Here is a 17,023-nt window from a genome sequence, read left to right as displayed (position 1 = left end):
TGACGGCGGAAGCCGTCAGGGCAGATCTTAGGGCTTGCCGGGCGTCACGGCCGGCTCGGCATGGCTGACCAGGCGGCAGACATCCGGCCGGGCTTCGCGAACCTTGCGCTCGATCTTGTCGACAGCGAGGTGAACAGCGGCGACATCGAGCGCCGCATCGGCGCGGCAGTGATAGTTGACCACGAGGCCGTTGCGGGTCTCGCGCACGCGGACGCTGTGGATGTCGCGGATCGGCCCGCCCGTCTCGGCCAGGCGAGCCGCTTCCTGGGCGATCGCCTTGCCGATCGCCTCGACCACCTCCCAGGGCGCGTTATGCCCGGAAGGCTGGCCGGTCTCCATCGGTTCGATATGGGTGTCGACCTCGGTCTCGCCGCCGAATTCGGCTCGGATCGCGTTCTCCAGCCGCGTGGCGACCTCGTGCGCCTCGCCGAGCGGCAGAAGCGCGTCGACCTCCATGTCGAGCGAGACGGCGAGCCGCTCGCCGATGGTGTGGACGCTGACATGGTGCACCGGCACCTTCATCTTCAGCGCGATCAGCAGCACGCGTTCCAGCGCCGTCTCGTCGTCGACCTGGACCGGGTTGGCGGTGACGGTCAGCGCCGAATCCGGCTCGACGACGGCCAATGCCCGCAGCAGGTCGTCCTTGATCGCGCTGACGCGGTCGAGCGGCAGCGTGCGCGACACCTGGATGCCGATCTCGCCCTGCACGACGCCGCCGGCCGGCCGCAGCCGCAGCCATTCGACATTGACCACGCCGGCAACGCCCTGCGCCGCCTCGCGCAAACGGTCGGCGACGCCCTTCGGCGCGGCGTCGATCAGCGTATCGACCGTGCGCCGCCCGAGCTTGATGGCGGTGGCGATCATGAACACGGCGAGCGCCAGCGCAGTTGCGCTGTCGGCCATCGGCACGCCCATCCGCGTCAGGATCAGGCCAAGCAGCACCAGCGCCGTGCCGACGAAATCGGTGGCGAAGTGCAGCGCCTCGGCCGAGAGCGCCTCGCTGCGGGTTTCCTTTGCGACCATGGTCAGCGTGCGCCAGCGCGTCGCGTCGACCATCAGCGAGAACAGCAGCACGCCGATGACCAGCGGCGTCACCGCGACATGCGGCTCGGTCCCGCTCCACAGCCGGTTGGCGGCCTCCCACAGGATCGCGCCCGAGAGCCCGAACAGGATCGCGGTCTCCAGCAGCGCCGCCAGCGCCTCGAACTTGCCATGGCCGTAATGGTGCTCATCATCGGCCGGCTTGTCGGCGGCGCGCACCGCGAACCAGGTGAACATGGTCGAGCCGATGTCGATCAGCCCCTGCAGCGCGTCGGTCATCAGCGCGAGCGAGCCCGAGAGGATCGCCGCGCCGAACTTGGCGAGCGTCAGCACGACGCTGGCGATCACCGACAGCGTCGCCGCCTTCTGCTTGACCCGGGAGACCTCGGTGGGCGACACCGGGCCGGCCGGGTTCGGCGTGCGATCCTGCGTTTCGCTCATGATAGGTCCGCGCGAGCCCTCTTGGAATGGCGCCGGTTTGGCCCGATCCATCAACCAGATCAACCCCGGGAGACAAACGATGCGCTATCTCCACACCATGGTTCGCGTCACCGACCTCGATGCCGCCCTCGATTTCTACGTGACCAAGTTCGGTCTGGTCGAAACCCGCCGCATGGAGAGCGAGAAGGGCCGCTTCACCCTGGTCTTCCTCGCTGCGCCCGACGATGCCGCCACCGTGAAAGAGCAAGGCAGCCGCGGCCGCCCGACGCTGGAGCTGACCTATAACTGGGATCCGGAGGTCTATACCGGCGGGCGCAATTTCGGCCATCTCGCCTATGAGGTCGACGACATCTACGCGACCTGCGACAAGCTGATGAAGGCCGGTATCACCATCAACCGGCCGCCGCGCGACGGCAACATGGCCTTCGTCCGCTCGCCCGACAACATCTCGATCGAGATCCTGCAGAAGGGCGATCCCAAGGCGCCGGCCGAACCCTGGCTGAGCATGCCGAACACCGGGGCGTGGTGAGGACGTAGATTGCGGGGCTTGTGCCCGCAGCACATCTGCGACTAGCGAAGGAACCGCAACCGCCTTGATGAAGGGGCGGCGCGGCGGGAGGCTGGCCTTGACCAAGACGCTGTTCGGTACGCTCGATGACGGCACGCCGATCCATGAGGCCGTGCTCCGCTCTCCTGCTGGCGCCGAGGCGCGGGTGATGGAGTGGGGCGCGGTGCTGCGCGATCTCGTCGTGCCGCTGCCGAATGGCGGGCGTCAGCGCGTCGTGCTCGGCTTCCCCGATTTCGCTGACTACCCCAGGCATTCCCCGCATATGGGCGCGATCGCCGGCCGCTTCGCCAACCGCATCGGCGGCGGCCGCTTCGTGCTCGACGGCGCTGAATACCAGACCCCGCTGAACGAACATGGCCGTAACTCGCTGCATGGCGGCGGGCAGGGCTTCGGCAAGCGGCCCTGGACGCTGGTGCATCATGACGAGGCGAGCGCGACCTTGGCGCTGGTCTCGCCCGCCGGCGATGCCGGCTATCCCGGCACGCTCGACGTCGTCTGCCGCTACAGCCTCGTCGGCGCAGCGACCCTGCGGATCGAGCTCAGCGCCACCACCGATGCGCCGACCATCGTCAACCTGGCGCATCACTCCTATTTTCGCCTCGACGACGCTCCGGACATCCTCGATCACGAATTCGAGGTCCGCGCCAACCTGATCACGCCGGTCGATGCCGACCTGATCCCGGACGGCTCGGTCGCCTCGGTCGCGGGCACGCCGTTCGATTTCCGAAAGAGCCGGCCGATCCGCTTCGCCAATCCTGACGGTTCGCGCTTCTGGTACGATCACAACTATCTGCTTCGGCGCGACCGCCGCGAGCCAGCGGCGGCGACGGGCCTCGACATCGCCCATGCCGCGACCTTGCGCTCGCATCGCTCAGGCCTTGCCATGGAGGTCTGGACGACCGAGCCGGCGCTGCAGGTCTATGACGGCTTCAAGCTGGATACGCCCGTCGTGGGGCTGGATGGCGTCCGCTACGGCGCCTGCGCCGGCATCGCGCTGGAGCCGCAGCACGTGCCGGACTCGCCCAATCTCCCGCATTTCCCCTCGACGGTGCTGCGCCCCGGCGAGGTCTATCGCCAGATCAGCGAATTCAGGTTCGGAGCGTAAGTCGCATGGCCGGTGTCTTCTGTTTGGGTATCGCGACGCTCGACTATGTCTACAGCGTCGAGCGCGTGCCCAATCCCGGCGAGAAGGACCGGGCGCGCGATCTTGTCGTCACTGGCGGCGGCTGCGCCGGCAGCGGCTCAGCCGCGATCGGCCGTCTCGGCGGCAAGGCCTGGCTGGCGACGCGGCTTGGCGATGACGCGGTCGGCGATACGATCGTCGGGCAATTGCAGCAGGACGGCGTCGACACCTCGCTCTCGCCGCGCTTCAAGGGCCTGCGCTCGCCGGTCTCCTCGATCCTGATCGATGCCCAGGGCGAGCGCATGGTCGTCTCCTATACCGACCCGAAGACGCCGCTCTCGCCCGATTGGCTGCCCGATATGCTGCCTGATGGTTGCGACGGCGTGCTGGTCGATACGCGCTGGGGCGAGGGCTCGCTGGCGGCGCTGAAGCTGGCTCGCAAGGCCGGTGTGCCCGGCGTGATCGACGGTGATCGCCAGCCGACCCATCCGGAGATGGTCACCACGGCCAGCCATGTCGCCTTCAGCGAGAAGGCGCTGAACGAGATCTCGGGCGGGCAGGAGCCGAGGGCGGCGCTGGAAGCGCTGGCACTCGGTGCGCAGAACTGGCTGGCGGTGACGCTCGGCCCGCGCGGCGTGCTCTTCATGGAGAAGGGCGGCATCGCCCATCTGCCGGCTTTCCCGATCGAGGCGGTCGATACGCTCGGCGCCGGCGATGTCTGGCATGGCGCCTTTGCGCTGGCGCTGGCCGAGGGGCAGGGGGAGCGTCAGGCCGTGCGTTTCGCTACGGCGGTGGCGGCGATCAAATGCACCCGCTTCGGCGGCCGGGCGGGTACGCCGACACGCGAGGAAGTCGAGAGCTTCCTGGCCGCGCATCCCTGAGGAACCGCCAACCGATCGCGGCTGTCGTCGATGCGTAAAGCCTGCGTCGCGCCCTCGTCACGCTGTTCGGGCATCTGATTGGCCGTGCGCTGCCGCGCACCTGGTCAATCTGAGGAGAGCGTCATGCTGGCGATCCAGGGACTGAAATGCGTCTATGATACCGGCTCCCGCGGCTGGGCGATCGAGCTCGCGCTGAAGGGCGAGGGCGAGGAAGCCGTGCGCCGCTTCGATGTCGACGGCCCCGAGGATGCCGAGATGCTGATCGAGGCCTTCGACGAGTCGACCGCGAGCAGCTTCGATCCGGCGACGGGCGAGATCGTCTTCGCCTATGAATACGCCACCCTCGACGACGAAGACGAGGATGAGGACGAGGTTGAAGGCGACGACGAGGCGGACGAGGAAGAAGACGAGGACGCCGAAGTCGCCGAGGACGACGAAGACGAAGCCGCCGAAGACGAGGGCGAGAAGGTCAAGGCCTGAGGCCGAGGCCGCGCGGGAATGTCGAGCGCGGCGTCACGCCCAGTCATCCCGAAGCCGCCGCGCCGGCCCGCGACTTCATGGCCGCGCGCGCGGCGGCAATGCCCGCCTCTGAAAGACGAAGACGCGATGGTCCGCGACGACGTATTTGCGACGCGATCCTGTTCCAGCGTAACGATGCGTTGCTGCTGGTCCTTATCTTCCGCAGGTGCCGGCCGCCGCACAATCGAACGATCCCAGGCCAGGCCGCGATGCAAGACGACGTTGTGTTCCCGTCTCTCCCGACGCTCGAAGCCGGCAAGCTCAAGCGCGGCGTCTGCGCCATCAGCGGCGTCGAGCTCAGCCGCAAGAACCTGATCGCGCTCGGGACGCTGCGGCCCTCGCTGGTCGAGCATATCCGGCGCGACTTCCCCGATCTCGACGATAACAGTCTGATCAGCCTCAAGGAGCTGGCACGCTATCGTACCCGCTATGTCGAGGAGATCCTGCGCGAGGAGCATGGCGAGTACACCGATCTCGATCGCGAGGTCGCCGAGAGCATCGCCCGGCAGGACACGATCGCGGAGAATATCGAAGACGATTTCGAGGAGCATCGCACCCTCGGCGAGCGCCTTTCGGACGGGCTCGCCAGCTTCGGCGGCTCATGGGCCTTCCTGATCAGCTTCGGCGTCGTGCTGGCGGTCTGGATGGTGGTCAATGTCGTCGCCGGGACGGGCGCTTTCGACCCTTACCCGTTCATCCTGCTCAACCTCGTGCTGTCCTGCATCGCCGCGATCCAGGCGCCGATCATCATGATGAGCCAGAAGCGGCAGGAGGCGAAGGACCGGCTGCGCTCCTTCAACGACTACCAGGTCAACCTCAAGGCCGAGCTCGAGGTCAGGCACCTGCACGAGAAGATCGACCATCTGATCACGCGGCAATGGCAGCGTCTCGCCGAGATCCAGCAGGTCCAGCTCGAAATGCTGCAGGAGGCGCAATTGCCGCGCCGGAAGCCGAAGCGGCGCAAGAAACCAGCGGCCAAGAAGAAGGTGGTCGCGGTTCCGGCGGAGCTGCCGGAGTCGGGCTCTGCCGCCTGAAGTCAGCGTCGAATCCGATCACAGGCGGGCAGGGCGGTTGACAGGTCGAGGCGCGCTCTTTCTGGTGTCGGCTAACAAAATTGGCCGTTCCCGGGAGGTTGCCTTGTTCCGTCTGTCTCACCTTGCTCTGCTCGCCGGCACGGCTTTCGTCGCCCTTGCCACGCCTGCCGCCGCCCAGGGGCAGGTCACCGTCTATTGCTCGATCCTCGAGGAGCAATGCCGCGAGGGCGCCTCGATCTTCGAGAAAGCGACCGGCATCAAGGTCCAGATGGTGCGCAAGTCGACCGGTGAGGTCTATGCCCAGGTCAAGGCCGAGGCGACCAATCCGCGCGGTGACGTCTGGTGGGGCGGGCCGGGCGAGCCGCATCTGCAGGCCGCCGATGAAGGCCTGCTTGACGAGTACAAATCGCCGAAGCTGGCGGAGCTGCACGACTGGGCGAGGCGCCATGCCGAGCAGTCGAAGTTCCGGACGTCCGGCATCTATCTCGGGGCGCTCGGGATCGGCTACAATCTTGAGACGCTGAAGAGCAAGAAGCTGGCCGAGCCGAAATGCTGGGCCGACCTGCTCGATCCCAAGTTCAAGGACGAGGTCCAGGTCGCCGATCCCAGCTCGTCGGGCACGGCCTATGTCTTCCTCGCCACCACCGTCCAGCGCCTCGGCGAAGACAAGGGCTTCGAGTTCCTGAAGAGCCTGCACAAGAACATCAGCCAGTACACAAAGTCGGGCATCGCCCCGGTCAAGGCGACGGCACTTGGCGAGACGGCGGTCGGCATCGCCTTCATGCACGACATGCTGACGCAGAAGCTCCAGGGCGCGCCGATCGGCATCGTCGCCCCATGCGAAGGCACCGGCTACGAGACCGGCTCGGTCTCGGTGATCAAGGGCGGCAAGAACCCCGAAGCCGCGCGCAAGTTCGTCGATTTCACGCTGTCGCCGGAGGCGCAGGACATCAACGCCAGGCTCAAGATCAACTCGATTCCGTCGAACAAGAACGCGAAGCTCTCGCCCGACGCGCCGAAGTTCGAGGAAATCAAGCTGATCGACTACGACACCCCGCGCTGGGGCAGCCCGGCCGAGCGCTCGCGCCTGCTCAAGAAGTTCGACGACGAGGTGAAGGCGCTGCCGCGCTGAGGACGGTTGCGGTTAGTAGCACCGGCCTGAGCCAGTGCTACTAAACCGCCGCTGTTGCCAGTCGCAGGAGATTACCGCACCGGCGGGGCGTATTGCAGGCCGCCCTGCGTCCACAGCCTGTTCATCCCGCGCGGCAGGTTGAGCGGCGACTTGGCGCCGAGATGCCGGTCGAAGCTCTCGCCGTAATTGCCGACCGCCTTGACGATGCGCACCACCCAGTCGTTGGTGAGGCCGAGGCTCTCGCCGAACTTGCCCTCAGCTCCGAGCAGCCGCTTGATCTCGGGATTGGCCGATTTCACCATTTCGTCGACATTGGCCTGGGTGATGCCGAACTCCTCGGCGTTCAGCATGGCGTAGACGGTCCAGCGCACGATATCGAACCAGGCGTCGTCGCCCTGGCGGACCCAGGGGCCGAGCGGCTCCTTCGAGATCATCTCGGGCAGCAGGTCGTGCTCGGCCGGGGCCTTTAGCTTCATCCGGTTCGCCGCGAGCTGGGACAGGTCGGTGGTATAGGCGTCGCAGCGCCCGGCCTCATAGGCCTGGATCGTCTCGTCGAGGCCGGCATAGGCGATGACCTCGTACTTCATGCCGTTGTTGCGGAAATAGTCGGCGAGATTAAGCTCGGTCGTGGTGCCCTGCGCGACGCAGATCGAGGCGCCGTTCAGCGCCTTGAGGTCCTTCACGCCGGTGCTCTTGCGCACCAGAAAGCCCTGGCCGTCGAAATAGTTGATCGCGGTGAAGTTGAGGCCGAAGCCGGCGTCGCGGCCGAGCGTCCAGGTCGTGGTGCGCGAGAGCACGTCGATCTCGCCGCTCTGCAGCACCGTCAGCCGGTCCTTCGAGGCGAGCGAGATGTATTTCGCCTTCTCCTGGTCGCTGAAGATTGCCGCCGCCAGCGCCCGGCAGAGATCGGTGTCGAAGCCGCGCCATTGTCCCTGCGCATCCGGCAGCGAGAAGCCGGCGACGCCCTGGCTGGTGCCGCAGATCAGATGGCCGCGCTGCTTGATCCGCTCCAGTGTCGTCTGGGCCTGAGCCGCCGCCGGAATGAGCACCGCAAGGCATAGGCCTGCCAATGCACTGCCGATATCGCGGGCACGGCGTGCTGAAAATCTGAGCATGATGATCCCCTGATTATTGGTCGGGCGATCTAACAGGCTCGCAGGCGGACGGGCCAGTGATATTTATGCGGCTAATCGTTTTGGTGGCTGCATCCGGGCGTTGCTCTCCGGCGTATTCCGCGCGTTCGCAACTGCGGAGCTCCGTCCAGCATGTCCGACCCCGTCCTCGTCATCGCCCGCGCCAGGGTTCTTCCGGCCGAGCGCGACCGTTTCCTCGTGGCCGCGCGCGACTGCATTGCGGCAACGCGTCGCGAGCAGGGTTGCCTCGGCTATGACATCTGCGAAAGCCTCACGGATCCCGGCTTTTTTCTCAGCGTCGAGAGCTGGGAGAAGCGCTCCGATGTCGACCGGCACATGCAGCAGGCCCATCTCCAGGCCTTCCTCGCCATCGCCGGGACTTGCGTCAGCGCTGCTCCGGTGATCGAAGTGGTTGAACCGCGATCGGTCGATCGCCTCTGATCCATCACGCCACAGGTTTTTCCATGCAGCGCGCCATCTCCGTCGTCCGCAAGGCCGCGGTCAAGCAGGACAGGGTCGTTGAGACCCTCACCCTCGACCATCATGGCCGCAACACTCGCCATGCCGCGCTCAAGGGCGATCGCGGACAGGAGATTCTGCTCGACCTAGACAAGCCGACTGCGCTGAACGACGGCGATGCGGTCAAGCTCGAAGACGGCGGGCTGGTGTTGATCCGGGCAGCGGCGCAGAAGCTGATGGCGATCACCGCCGAGAACCCGCTGCGGCTGACGCGCCTCGCCTGGCATCTCGGCGGGCATCACGTCGCGGCGGAGGTCACGGCCGATGCGATCTATGTCGAGCACAATGCTGCGCTGGCCGAGCTGGTTCGCGGCCAGGGCTGCGCGATGAGCGAGGTCGAGCGGCCGTTCCAGCCCGAGCCCGAAGTCCACCATCACGAGCATGGCGATGCCTGCGGCCACGACCATGGCCATCACGGCCATCATCACCATGGTCATGATCACGGCCATGACCACGATCACGGCCATGACCCCGATCATGGCCATTCCCATGCCGGTCACAAGCACGACCATGGCCACGAGCACCATCATACGCACGAGCACGGCGCGTCCTGCGGCTGCGGCCATGATCACCACCATCACCATGACGACCACGGCCACAAGCACGACCATGGCCATCATGGCCACGAGCATGGCCACAAGGGCCACAAGCACGACCACTGAGCGATGCGGGACGCGCGCTTGCCCCTGACGATCTGGCTCACGCCGACGGTTCCTGTCGGCGCCGCCAGCCGCCGGGAGGTAATCGCCCGCCTGATGCCGGCCCCGCACGGGATGAGATATTCGCGGCCGCTCTGCTCATGACCGCCGTCATCGCCGTCGTCTTGACGCTGCTCCTTGCCGTCATCGCCGGCCTGCACGCTTATTGGGGGCGGGGCGGGCTCTGGCCCGCTGCCAGCGAGCAGGAGCTGATCGCGACCGTGATCGGCAGTGCACGGGCGCGGCGCATGCCGTCACCCGGTCTGTGCTTGCTGGTTGCCCTGGCGATTGCCGTGACGGCGGCCTGGCCGCTGCTTCTGATCCAGGTATCGGGCGCGGCGGCCATGCGCCCGCTCATCCTGTTCGGTGGTTTCGCGATCATGGCGGTGTTCTTGTTTCGCGGCGTCGCCGGCTATCTCCCGGCCTGGCAGCGGCTGCACCCGCGCGAGCCTTTCGCCAGCAATGATCGCCGCTATTATTCGCCTCTCTGCCTGCTGATCGCCGCGGGCTATGCGATTCTGCTCCTGCAAGGATCCTGAGCGGTGAGCGTCCCCTTCGCACTGCGATGCTGTGGGCAGCGCAGGCCGGCGCCGACCCGTCTGTCGTCGACAGGACCGATGTCGCCCCATATCGGCGCGGATCTTGCTTGAAGGGGCCGGGAATTCGGGGACCATGTGCGGCAAGCGCCACGATGCCTTCAGCAGCGGGTGGGTGGGAAAGTCGTTGCAATGGTCTTTGATTTCACCGAGACCGCCGGTGGTCCGAAGGCACCGGTTCTGAGCTGAGGGTGGCTTCGACGATGATCATGCGCGCGACGGGATTTCTTGCCATGTTGCTGGCTCTCGCCTCGACCCCGGTCTTCGCCCATACCGGCGCCGGGCCGGTCGATGGTTTGATGCATGGCCTGCTGCATCCGCTGACCGGGCTCGACCATGTCCTGGCCATGGTCGCGGTCGGCCTCTGGGCCGGGTTGGTCGGCGGAAGGGCGCGCATTGCCTATCCCATCGCCTTTGTCGCCGCTATGGCACTGGCCGGCGCCTGGGGCATGTCCGGCGGCACCTTGCCCGGCGTCGAGATCGGCATCGCCTTCTCGGTTGTCATCCTCGGCGCGGCGGTCGCTCTGAAGGCGTCGCCGCCACTCGCGGCAGGCACGCTCGCCTGCGGCATCCTCGCCATCTTCCACGGTTTCGCCCATGGCGCCGAATTGCCCGAGAACGCCAGCGGTCTCGCCTATGCCATTGGCTTCATGCTCGCGACGGCGGCGCTCCATCTCGCCGGCATCATGCTGGCCGGCGTGATCGCCACCCGCGCGCCGCTGATCGCCCGCATCGCCGGCGGCGGGCTCGTGCTCGCAGGCGTCGCGCTCCTCGCCGGCTGAGGCCGTCATCGCCCTGTCATAAGGAACCGCCAAGCGCGCCGTCCTTTCAGCGACGGAGGCGGGGCATGAGTCTGCATATCACCGGCGGCGAGGTGCTGGCCGACACGCTCGTCCGCGCCGACCTGTCTACGAACGGCGAGACCATTGCGGGTCTCGACGATGCCGCTCCTGCCGATGCACTCCGCCTCGACGCGACCGGCCTCTACGTTCTGCCTGGCATCGTCGATTGTCATGGCGACGCCTTCGAGCGGCACATCATGCCGCGGCCGGGCGTCGCCTTCGATATCGACCTGGCGCTGCGCGACGCCGACCGCACCATGCTGGCGAGCGGCATCACCACCGCCTTCCATGGCGTCACCTGGTCCTGGGAGCCGGGGCTGCGCGGCGCCGACAACGCGCGTCGGCTTATCGAGCGGATCGCGGCGCTGAAGCCCGAGCTCGGTGCCGACACGCGCTTTCATCTCCGCCACGAGACCTTCAACCTCGATGCCGAGGCCGAGATCATCGACTGGCTGGCTGGCGGCCGCGTCGGCGTGCTCGCCTTCAACGACCATACCGGCGGCATCCTGAAATCGACCGCGCGGCCGGACAAGCTCGCCAAGACGGTCGAGCGCACGGGGCTGACGCATGAGGATTTCATGGCGCTCGCCGGGAACGTCTGGGCGCGCAGGGAAGAGGTTCCGGCCTCGATCGAGCGGCTCGCGGTGGCGGCGCGCGCTGCCGGCATCCCGACGATGTCGCATGACGACATGAGCCCGGAGATGCGGCGCTGGTATCGCGGCCTCGGTGTGACCGTCGCCGAGTTTCCGATCAACGAAGCGACGACCCGCGAGGCCGCAGCCCATGGCGAAGCGATCGTCTTCGGCGCGCCGAACGTCGTGCGCGGCGGCTCGCATCTCGATTGCCCGGCGGCCGAGGCGATGGTGCGCGAGGGCCTCTGCACGATCCTGGCCTCCGACTACTATTATCCGGCCCTGCCGCTGGCGCCGTTCATCCTGGCGCGCAAGGGCGCAGCCGATTTCGCCACGGCATGGCGGCTGGTTTCGGAGCGGCCGGCACAGGCGCTCGGCCTGGCCGATCGCGGCGTCATCGCCTCCGGCAAGCGCGCTGACCTCATCCTCGTCGCGCCGGAGCCGCAGCCGCGCGTGGTCGCGACGGTTGCCGGCGGACGGCTGGTGCATCTGGCGGATCAGCGGATACTGGCCTGACGATTGCCGATCGGCGTGCTGCAACCTAGGATTTAAGCCCGCAGGGACTGGGAGGGGATTATGGCGCGCTGGTCGGACGCGATGAAGCTCTCGGACTACAAGGAGTACGAAACCTACCTGCAAGTCCCCGGCGTCTACGAGATCGGCTACATCCAGCGCGAGACCTTCTACCCGAAATACATCGGCAAGGCACCGGTGACGCTGTACCAGCGCATCCGAACCTACGGGCGCGACCTTGGGCGCAGCTCCCACAACCGCTTCATCCGTGAGCTGGTCGAGGTCAACTATCACCGCCTCTGGTTTCACGTCATCCGCGTCAGCCGTCCTGGCGGTGCGGCGCTGCGGGAGGCTTTGCTCATGAACCGGTTGAGCATCGGGGAGGGCGGCCTCTACGAGTGGAACTGCCGCTACGAATATGCGCCGCTGACCGAGGCGGGCTATGTGCTGAGATAGTCGGCGACTTCACGAGCGAAACGCTGCCGCGATCGCGCTGAGCGTCGCTGCTGCCCGGCTCTGGCTGACGCTGGAATGCAGGATGATCGGCCGGGTCGGCACGGTTGGGAGCGATAGGCGTGCGCCGATCTCGCTGAGGCCCGTGGGCACGGCCTGTCGGGCGAGCAGGGCAACGCCGAGGCCCGCCATCGCGGCAGCGCCGACCGCCGCGGCGCCTTCGCCGGTGAAAGCCTCGCGCCAGGAAATACCGGCCGCTTCCAGTGCCATGACCGCCATCAGGCGCAGCTTGCAGGGCTCCGGTTGGGCCGCCAGGGGCAGTGGCTGGCCCCGGGAGATCGGGAGATCCGGCGCGCAGAACCAGCCGAACTGTGCATCCGTCAGCACTTCTCCATCGCGGCGGCTCTCATCATAGCGCAGGGCGACGACCGCATCGAGCTCGCCGGCGTCGTAGCGCTGGAGCAGCGTCCGGGTCGCGCCGATCCGCAGGTTCAAGGTGACTCCGCCATCGCGCTTGCTCGCGGCCTGAAGCATGCGGGCGAGGTCCGGACCGACGAGATGATGCGTGATGCCGACCGAGAGGCGAATGCTGTCGCCGGAGAGGGCGTCGGTCGCCCGGCGATGCGCCGCCAGGAATTCGCGCGCCGGGCCGAGGAAGCGCTCGCCGGCGGAGGTGAGGGTGACCCGCCTCGGCGTCCGTTCGAGCAGGCGCTGGCCCAGCCGCTCTTCCAGCCGGCGCAGCCGCAGCGAGGCGGCCGCCTGAGTGGTGTTGAGAATGCCGGCGGCGCGGGTGAAGGAGCGATGCTCCGCCACAAGGACGAAGGTCTCGACGGCATCCGGGTCGAGCGTAGGGCGTATATCCATAACAGGATAATATCATTGAAACAGAAATAGCGACAGTTTCGTTCGCTCGTTAGAGAGTGTTCTGTGGCGGCAGCGTCCTGCGAAAGCCCTGTTGCCCATGTCGAAGACCAGCCCGAGCCTCACTCCCGAGGCGGCCGCGAGCCGCGCCGGGACCGATCCCTACATCTGGACTGTGCTGACCGTGGCGGTCGCCACGCAGACGGCGGGGTCGTTCGTCTCGCAGGGCGTCTACATCCTTGTGCCGTTCTGGCGGGATGCGTTCGGCGTATCGCTCGCTTCTGCCGCACTCGCGGTCACCGCCATGAACGGCACCCAGATCCTGACGATGGTTTCGCTCGGCCGCGCGATCGATCGCCATGGTGAGCGGGCCGTGGTCGGCATCGCCATGGCCGGCATGGCGCTCGCGATGGTCGCGGCGGCCTTCGCCCGCGAATTGATCGGGCTCCTGATCTGCATGAGCGTTTTGGGCGGCACCTACGCGGCGGTGCAGCCGGGCGGGACGCGGGCGATCATGCGCTGGTTTCCGCCGCAGCATCGTGGCCTCGCGACCGGCTTCCGCCAGGCGGCGGTGCCCTTGGGTACGATGATCGCAGCCGCGCTGCTGCCACTGCTCGCCGTACGCTTCGGCCTGCCTGCAGCCGCCTGGTCGAGCGCGGCGGTGTCGCTGCTGGGGGCGCTGCTGTTTTTGCTCTTCTACAAGGAAGGCGGGGCGGTGCAGGCAAAGCGCGAGGCGCCGCTGGCCTTGCGCGAGCTGATCCGGGTCGTCGGCGAAAATCCACGGTTCTGGCCGGTGCTGCGTCTCGGCATCGCCATGTCCGCCTTCCAGTTCACCTTCACTGCCCATGCGATCGGCTACATGGCCGACGCGCTCGCGCTCGGCATGCTCGGTGCGGCCAGCCTGTTCGCGCTGACGCAATTGGCCGGCATTCCCGGCCGCGTGCTGCTGCCCTGGCTCAGCGACAGGCTGAGGCCTGGGCGGCGCTCCCAGTCCTTCTCCGTGACTGCGCTGCTCGGGGCCGCTGCCGCCGCGGCGCTCGCCGCGCTGCCGGCTGGCGTGCCAGCGCCATTGGCGGCGGCCGTGCTCGTGCTCTTTGGCATCTTCGGAATCGGCTGGTTCCCGCTCTACCTGCTCGATATCGCCGAGATGGCGCCGCGTAGTTCGATCGCCTCGACCGTGAGTTTCGCCTCGACGCTGTGCCTGATCGTCATGGCGCTCGGTCCCTGGCTCTTCGGAGTGGTCGCCGACCGGTTCGGCTATGCCTGCGCCTGGGCGCTCCTGATCATCCCGGTCGTCGTCACGGCGCTGCCGCTGCTGAGGAGCCGGCCCCAGCCAGCCGGAACCTGAACGGGCATCACCGCGTCAGGACAGCTCCTTCAGGCCGGCTGGCGTCTCGATCTGCGCGCGATAGCGCAGCTCGCTGCCCTGGGTGATCACCGGAGCACGATCGATGCCGAGTTCCCGGTGAAGCCTGGCGATCGCAGCCGCGTCGGGGTGCTCCAGGGAGAATGACGCAAGCCGGGCGCCGAGATCGGCCATCGTCGCCATCGAACGCGGCTTGCCGCGTCGGTCGATGAGCGATGGAGCGGCCCCGCCCAGTGGAAGCGAGCCGTCCTCAGGGATGGCGAAGTCAAACAGCGGCCCGGCCCAGGGCAGGGCAACCTTCCTGCCGAAGACATGTCCGTGCCCGGCAATGACCGCGTCGATCGCGTCGGTCCTCGCCACCCAGCCGCGCAGACGCCGACCGTCATCCCAATCCGCCCGGACCTGCCTCTGATCGTCCAGTCCGAACCAGCGCGGGCAGGGCGGTCCGTCACCCTGCGGGTCGAGGGCGACGATCTCCAGATAGGTCGCGCCACCGAGCTGAAGCAGGTGGTTGTGCGTGCCCATATAAGCGTGCCGTTGGCCGAAAGGCACGTCGAGGTCGAGGCAGGCCCGCACATGCGCGACACCCTCGGCCAGCGTGGGCGCGATGACCGTCAGATGATCGAGCGCGAGCATCGTCGGTCCGGTGGCTCCCTCAGCTGGCATACCCCTTCACGCTCGACAGCGCCGTCATCACCCCGCGCAATTCCGCCAGGCCGCGCAGCCGGCCGACCGCCGGATAGCCCGGGAACGAGCCCTTCTTGGCGTCGTCGAGCAGTTCGTGGCCATGGTCGGGGCGCATCGGGATGCGCCAGTGCGCCCAGCCGGCGGCCTTGCGCCGGGTCTGCTCGGCCATCAGCGCGTCGACCAGCCCGACCATGTCGGTGTCGCCGCCGAGATGCTCTGCCTCCATGAAGGAGCCGTCCGGATCCTTGGCGACGTTGCGCAGATGCGCGAACCAGATCCGGTCGGCGAAGCGGCGGGCGATGGCCGGCACGTCGTTCTTCGGGTTGGCGCCGAGCGAGCCGGAGCACAGGGTGAGGCCGTTCGAGGGTGAGTCGACCGCGCCGAGGATGAAGGCGATGTCGTCCTCGGTCGAGCAGATGCGCGGCAGGCCGAAGAGGGACCGCGGCGGATCGTCCGGATGGATGCACATGCGGATCCCGACCTCTTCGGCGGTCGGGATCACCGCCTCGAGGAAGCGTTTCAGGTTGGCGCGCAACCCGTCATGGCTCATATCGGCATAGCGCGCGAGGATGCGCTTCAGCCCCGGCACGTCGTAGCGGTCATAGGCGCCGGGCAGGCCCGCCATGATGTTGGCCATCAGCTTGGTCCGGTCGGCCTCCGAGGAGCGCTCGAACCAGGCCTTGGCCCTGTCCAGCACCTCGGCGGGATGGCCTTCGTCGGCGCCTGGCCGCTGCAGCATGAAATGATCGACGACGACGTATTCGTGCAGGTTGAAGCGCAGCGCCGTGCCGCCGCCGGGGAGGGGCTGGGCGAGGTCGGTGCGGGTCCAGTCCAGCACGGGCATGAAGTTGTAGCAGACCACCTCGATGCCGCAGGCAGCAAGGTTGCGCAGCGACTGGCGATAGTTGGCGAAGATCGTCTCCAGGTCGCCTTCGCCGATCTTGACGTCCTCGTGGATGGGCAGGCTCTCGACCACCGACCAGCGCAGCCCGAGGCTCTTGTCGGCCTCGATGATGGCCTTGCGTTTCTCGATCTCCTCGACGCTCCAGACCACGCCATAGGGAATCTGGTGGAGTGCGTTGACGATGCCGCGGGCACCCGCCTGCCGGGCCTGGGCGAGAGTCACCACATCATCCGGGCCGAACCAGCGCCAGGTCTGTTCCATCGTCGCGTTTCCTCGTCCGGGTCTTTTAGGAGGCGGCCTGCTGCGTGGCCGTCGTCAGGTGGGTTTGCTGAGCCCGCCGCTGGCGGCGAAGGCGTCGACATGGTCGCGCGCGATCGTCTCGATCGCGTCGAAGACGGTGCGCAGATGCGCCCGCATGGTGCGCTCGGCCCGGGTCTCGTCGCCGGCACTGACGGCCTCTGCGATCTCGCGGTGCTCGCCCAGGATCATCTCCGACCAGCCGCCGGTGTCGAGCGACAGGCAGCGCACGCGGTCGAGCTGGGCCTTGACGCTCTCGATCAGTCCCCAGACCGAAGGGTGGCCGGAGAGCCGCGCCAGCTCGGCATGGAACTCCTCGTCGCCGCGGAAGAAGGCGACCCGGTCACCATCGGCGAGCGCCTGCTCCTGCTGTGCGATCAGAGTGGAGAGGGCAGACCGTCCGGCCTCGTCGATGTTCTTGGCCGCCAGCGCGACCGTGCGGCATTCCAGCGTCTCGCGCACGAACTGGCTGTCATAGACCGCGGCAAGGTCGATCGGCGCGACGAAGGTGCCGACCTGCGGCACGACGACGAGAAAGCCGTCCTCGACCAGCCGCTTGAACGATTCACGCACCGGCGTGCGGCTGACGCCGAACTGCAGCGCCATGCGCGCTTCCGAGATCGCCTCGCCGGGGCGCAGGACCGCGTTCAGCACATCGCCGCGCAACGCCCGGTAGATCTGGTCGGTGCTCTGTCTCGCCGCGGCGATGCCCATTGCCAAGCTCTTGTTCACTAGTATACTAGGATACCGGCTCGAACGGAGGCGTCAACTCCGAAAGCCGCG

19 protein-coding genes are annotated in these 17,023 nt (G+C 67.4%); 13 read left to right on the top strand and 6 right to left on the bottom strand.

Annotated elements, in window-relative coordinates; all coding sequences use genetic code 11:
* Positions 1-27: 27 nt before the first annotated feature.
* On the bottom strand, positions 28-1,482 hold the full coding sequence (locus VGV58_RS27610; protein WP_326877271.1) for a cation diffusion facilitator family transporter: 1,455 nt from the start codon (positions 1,480-1,482) through the stop codon (positions 28-30).
* 79 nt (positions 1,483-1,561) lie between these two features.
* On the opposite strand from VGV58_RS27610, the gene VGV58_RS27605 reads away from it, so the two are divergent.
* The 6 genes from VGV58_RS27605 (at position 1,562) to VGV58_RS27580 (ending at position 6,739) form a co-directional block, all read left to right on the top strand.
* Complete coding sequence (locus VGV58_RS27605; protein ID WP_326877270.1) at positions 1,562-2,011, top strand: VOC family protein; 450 nt, start codon at positions 1,562-1,564, stop codon at positions 2,009-2,011.
* Positions 2,012-2,108: 97 nt separating this feature from the next.
* On the top strand, positions 2,109-3,155 hold the full coding sequence (locus tag VGV58_RS27600) for an aldose epimerase family protein (protein ID WP_326877269.1): 1,047 nt from the start codon (positions 2,109-2,111) through the stop codon (positions 3,153-3,155).
* A gap of 5 nt (positions 3,156-3,160) precedes the next feature.
* Positions 3,161-4,054: a PfkB family carbohydrate kinase gene (locus VGV58_RS27595; RefSeq protein WP_326877268.1), complete on the top strand. Its 894-nt coding sequence runs from the start codon at positions 3,161-3,163 to the stop codon at positions 4,052-4,054.
* A gap of 123 nt (positions 4,055-4,177) precedes the next feature.
* Positions 4,178-4,534, top strand: coding sequence for a hypothetical protein (locus tag VGV58_RS27590; protein ID WP_326877267.1), 357 nt, complete (start codon positions 4,178-4,180; stop codon positions 4,532-4,534).
* Between the two features lie 248 nt (positions 4,535-4,782).
* A complete protein-coding gene (locus VGV58_RS27585; RefSeq protein WP_326877266.1) occupies positions 4,783-5,607 on the top strand; it encodes a DUF1003 domain-containing protein in 825 nt (274 codons plus the stop codon).
* A gap of 103 nt (positions 5,608-5,710) precedes the next feature.
* Entirely contained in the window at positions 5,711-6,739 is a 1,029-nt protein-coding gene (locus VGV58_RS27580) for an ABC transporter substrate-binding protein (protein WP_326877265.1), read from the top strand.
* Between the two features lie 71 nt (positions 6,740-6,810).
* On the opposite strand, the gene VGV58_RS27575 is transcribed toward VGV58_RS27580, so the two are convergent.
* Positions 6,811-7,854 (bottom strand): amino acid ABC transporter substrate-binding protein, encoded by a 1,044-nt coding sequence (locus tag VGV58_RS27575; RefSeq protein WP_326877264.1) that lies wholly within the window; start codon positions 7,852-7,854, stop codon positions 6,811-6,813.
* Between the two features lie 150 nt (positions 7,855-8,004).
* Between VGV58_RS27575 and VGV58_RS27570 the strand changes: the two genes are divergently transcribed.
* The 6 genes from VGV58_RS27570 to VGV58_RS27545 all read left to right on the top strand — a co-directional run bounded on the left by VGV58_RS27570 (position 8,005) and on the right by VGV58_RS27545 (position 12,128).
* The gene (locus tag VGV58_RS27570; RefSeq protein ID WP_326877263.1) at positions 8,005-8,313 is read left to right on the top strand and encodes a putative quinol monooxygenase; all 309 of its coding nucleotides are present in this window, start codon (positions 8,005-8,007) and stop codon (positions 8,311-8,313) included.
* Between the two features lie 23 nt (positions 8,314-8,336).
* Positions 8,337-9,053, top strand: a complete 717-nt coding sequence (locus VGV58_RS27565) for an urease accessory protein UreE (RefSeq protein WP_326877262.1) — start codon at positions 8,337-8,339, stop codon at positions 9,051-9,053.
* 137 nt (positions 9,054-9,190) lie between these two features.
* On the top strand, positions 9,191-9,628 hold the full coding sequence (locus VGV58_RS27560; protein WP_326877261.1) for a DUF3995 domain-containing protein: 438 nt from the start codon (positions 9,191-9,193) through the stop codon (positions 9,626-9,628).
* A gap of 290 nt (positions 9,629-9,918) precedes the next feature.
* Complete coding sequence (locus tag VGV58_RS27555) at positions 9,919-10,467, top strand: HupE/UreJ family protein (protein ID WP_326877260.1); 549 nt, start codon at positions 9,919-9,921, stop codon at positions 10,465-10,467.
* Between the two features lie 65 nt (positions 10,468-10,532).
* Positions 10,533-11,675: an alpha-D-ribose 1-methylphosphonate 5-triphosphate diphosphatase gene (locus VGV58_RS27550; RefSeq protein ID WP_326877259.1), complete on the top strand. Its 1,143-nt coding sequence runs from the start codon at positions 10,533-10,535 to the stop codon at positions 11,673-11,675.
* 60 nt (positions 11,676-11,735) lie between these two features.
* Positions 11,736-12,128 carry a hypothetical protein gene (locus VGV58_RS27545; RefSeq protein WP_326877258.1) on the top strand — a complete coding sequence of 131 codons (393 nt, stop codon included), beginning with the start codon at positions 11,736-11,738 and terminating at the stop codon, positions 12,126-12,128.
* 9 nt (positions 12,129-12,137) lie between these two features.
* Here VGV58_RS27545 and VGV58_RS27540 read toward each other — a convergent pair whose 3' ends face one another.
* On the bottom strand, positions 12,138-12,989 hold the full coding sequence (locus VGV58_RS27540; RefSeq protein ID WP_326877257.1) for a LysR family transcriptional regulator: 852 nt from the start codon (positions 12,987-12,989) through the stop codon (positions 12,138-12,140).
* 97 nt (positions 12,990-13,086) lie between these two features.
* On the opposite strand from VGV58_RS27540, the gene VGV58_RS27535 reads away from it, so the two are divergent.
* Positions 13,087-14,334 carry an MFS transporter gene (locus VGV58_RS27535; protein WP_326877256.1) on the top strand — a complete coding sequence of 416 codons (1,248 nt, stop codon included), beginning with the start codon at positions 13,087-13,089 and terminating at the stop codon, positions 14,332-14,334.
* Positions 14,335-14,349: 15 nt separating this feature from the next.
* Here the strand turns inward: VGV58_RS27535 and VGV58_RS27530 are convergent, their stop codons facing one another.
* Genes VGV58_RS27530 through VGV58_RS27520 form a run of 3 tightly spaced genes read right to left on the bottom strand, consistent with a single transcriptional unit; the run spans position 14,350 to position 16,954 of the window.
* A complete protein-coding gene (locus VGV58_RS27530; RefSeq protein ID WP_326877255.1) occupies positions 14,350-14,988 on the bottom strand; it encodes a VOC family protein in 639 nt (212 codons plus the stop codon).
* A 19-nt stretch (positions 14,989-15,007) separates the two neighbouring features.
* On the bottom strand, positions 15,008-16,204 hold the full coding sequence (gene uxuA, locus VGV58_RS27525; RefSeq protein ID WP_326877254.1) for a mannonate dehydratase: 1,197 nt from the start codon (positions 16,202-16,204) through the stop codon (positions 15,008-15,010).
* Positions 16,205-16,258: 54 nt separating this feature from the next.
* Positions 16,259-16,954, bottom strand: coding sequence for a GntR family transcriptional regulator (locus VGV58_RS27520; protein ID WP_326877253.1), 696 nt, complete (start codon positions 16,952-16,954; stop codon positions 16,259-16,261).
* Between the last annotated feature and the right edge of the window lie 69 nt (positions 16,955-17,023).

It is taken from the genome of Allobosea sp. (genome assembly GCF_035944895.1).
Lineage (GTDB): Bacteria > Pseudomonadota > Alphaproteobacteria > Rhizobiales > Beijerinckiaceae > Allobosea.
The sequence above is the reverse complement of the archived record's forward strand: the minus strand, read 5'-3'. Positions and strand labels throughout refer to the sequence as shown.

Bases quoted from the DNA above. Each gene is read 5' to 3' on its own strand.
- VGV58_RS27570 (WP_326877263.1), top strand. From the start codon at position 8,005: ATGTCCGACCCCGTCCTCGTCATCGCCCGCGCCAGGGTTCTTCCGGCC.
- VGV58_RS27540 (WP_326877257.1), bottom strand. From the start codon at position 12,989: ATGGATATACGCCCTACGCTCGACCCGGATGCCGTCGAGACCTTCGTC.
- uxuA (WP_326877254.1), bottom strand. From the start codon at position 16,204: ATGGAACAGACCTGGCGCTGGTTCGGCCCGGATGATGTGGTGACTCTC.
- VGV58_RS27555 (WP_326877260.1), top strand. From the start codon at position 9,919: ATGTTGCTGGCTCTCGCCTCGACCCCGGTCTTCGCCCATACCGGCGCC.
- VGV58_RS27530 (WP_326877255.1), bottom strand. From the start codon at position 14,988: ATGCTCGCGCTCGATCATCTGACGGTCATCGCGCCCACGCTGGCCGAG.
- VGV58_RS27595 (WP_326877268.1), top strand. From the start codon at position 3,161: ATGGCCGGTGTCTTCTGTTTGGGTATCGCGACGCTCGACTATGTCTAC.
- VGV58_RS27610 (WP_326877271.1), bottom strand. From the start codon at position 1,482: ATGAGCGAAACGCAGGATCGCACGCCGAACCCGGCCGGCCCGGTGTCG.
- VGV58_RS27535 (WP_326877256.1), top strand. From the start codon at position 13,087: ATGTCGAAGACCAGCCCGAGCCTCACTCCCGAGGCGGCCGCGAGCCGC.
- VGV58_RS27605 (WP_326877270.1), top strand. From the start codon at position 1,562: ATGCGCTATCTCCACACCATGGTTCGCGTCACCGACCTCGATGCCGCC.
- VGV58_RS27575 (WP_326877264.1), bottom strand. From the start codon at position 7,854: ATGCTCAGATTTTCAGCACGCCGTGCCCGCGATATCGGCAGTGCATTG.
- VGV58_RS27585 (WP_326877266.1), top strand. From the start codon at position 4,783: ATGCAAGACGACGTTGTGTTCCCGTCTCTCCCGACGCTCGAAGCCGGC.
- VGV58_RS27520 (WP_326877253.1), bottom strand. From the start codon at position 16,954: ATGGGCATCGCCGCGGCGAGACAGAGCACCGACCAGATCTACCGGGCG.
- VGV58_RS27565 (WP_326877262.1), top strand. From the start codon at position 8,337: ATGCAGCGCGCCATCTCCGTCGTCCGCAAGGCCGCGGTCAAGCAGGAC.
- VGV58_RS27550 (WP_326877259.1), top strand. From the start codon at position 10,533: ATGAGTCTGCATATCACCGGCGGCGAGGTGCTGGCCGACACGCTCGTC.
- VGV58_RS27590 (WP_326877267.1), top strand. From the start codon at position 4,178: ATGCTGGCGATCCAGGGACTGAAATGCGTCTATGATACCGGCTCCCGC.
- VGV58_RS27545 (WP_326877258.1), top strand. From the start codon at position 11,736: ATGGCGCGCTGGTCGGACGCGATGAAGCTCTCGGACTACAAGGAGTAC.
- VGV58_RS27560 (WP_326877261.1), top strand. From the start codon at position 9,191: ATGACCGCCGTCATCGCCGTCGTCTTGACGCTGCTCCTTGCCGTCATC.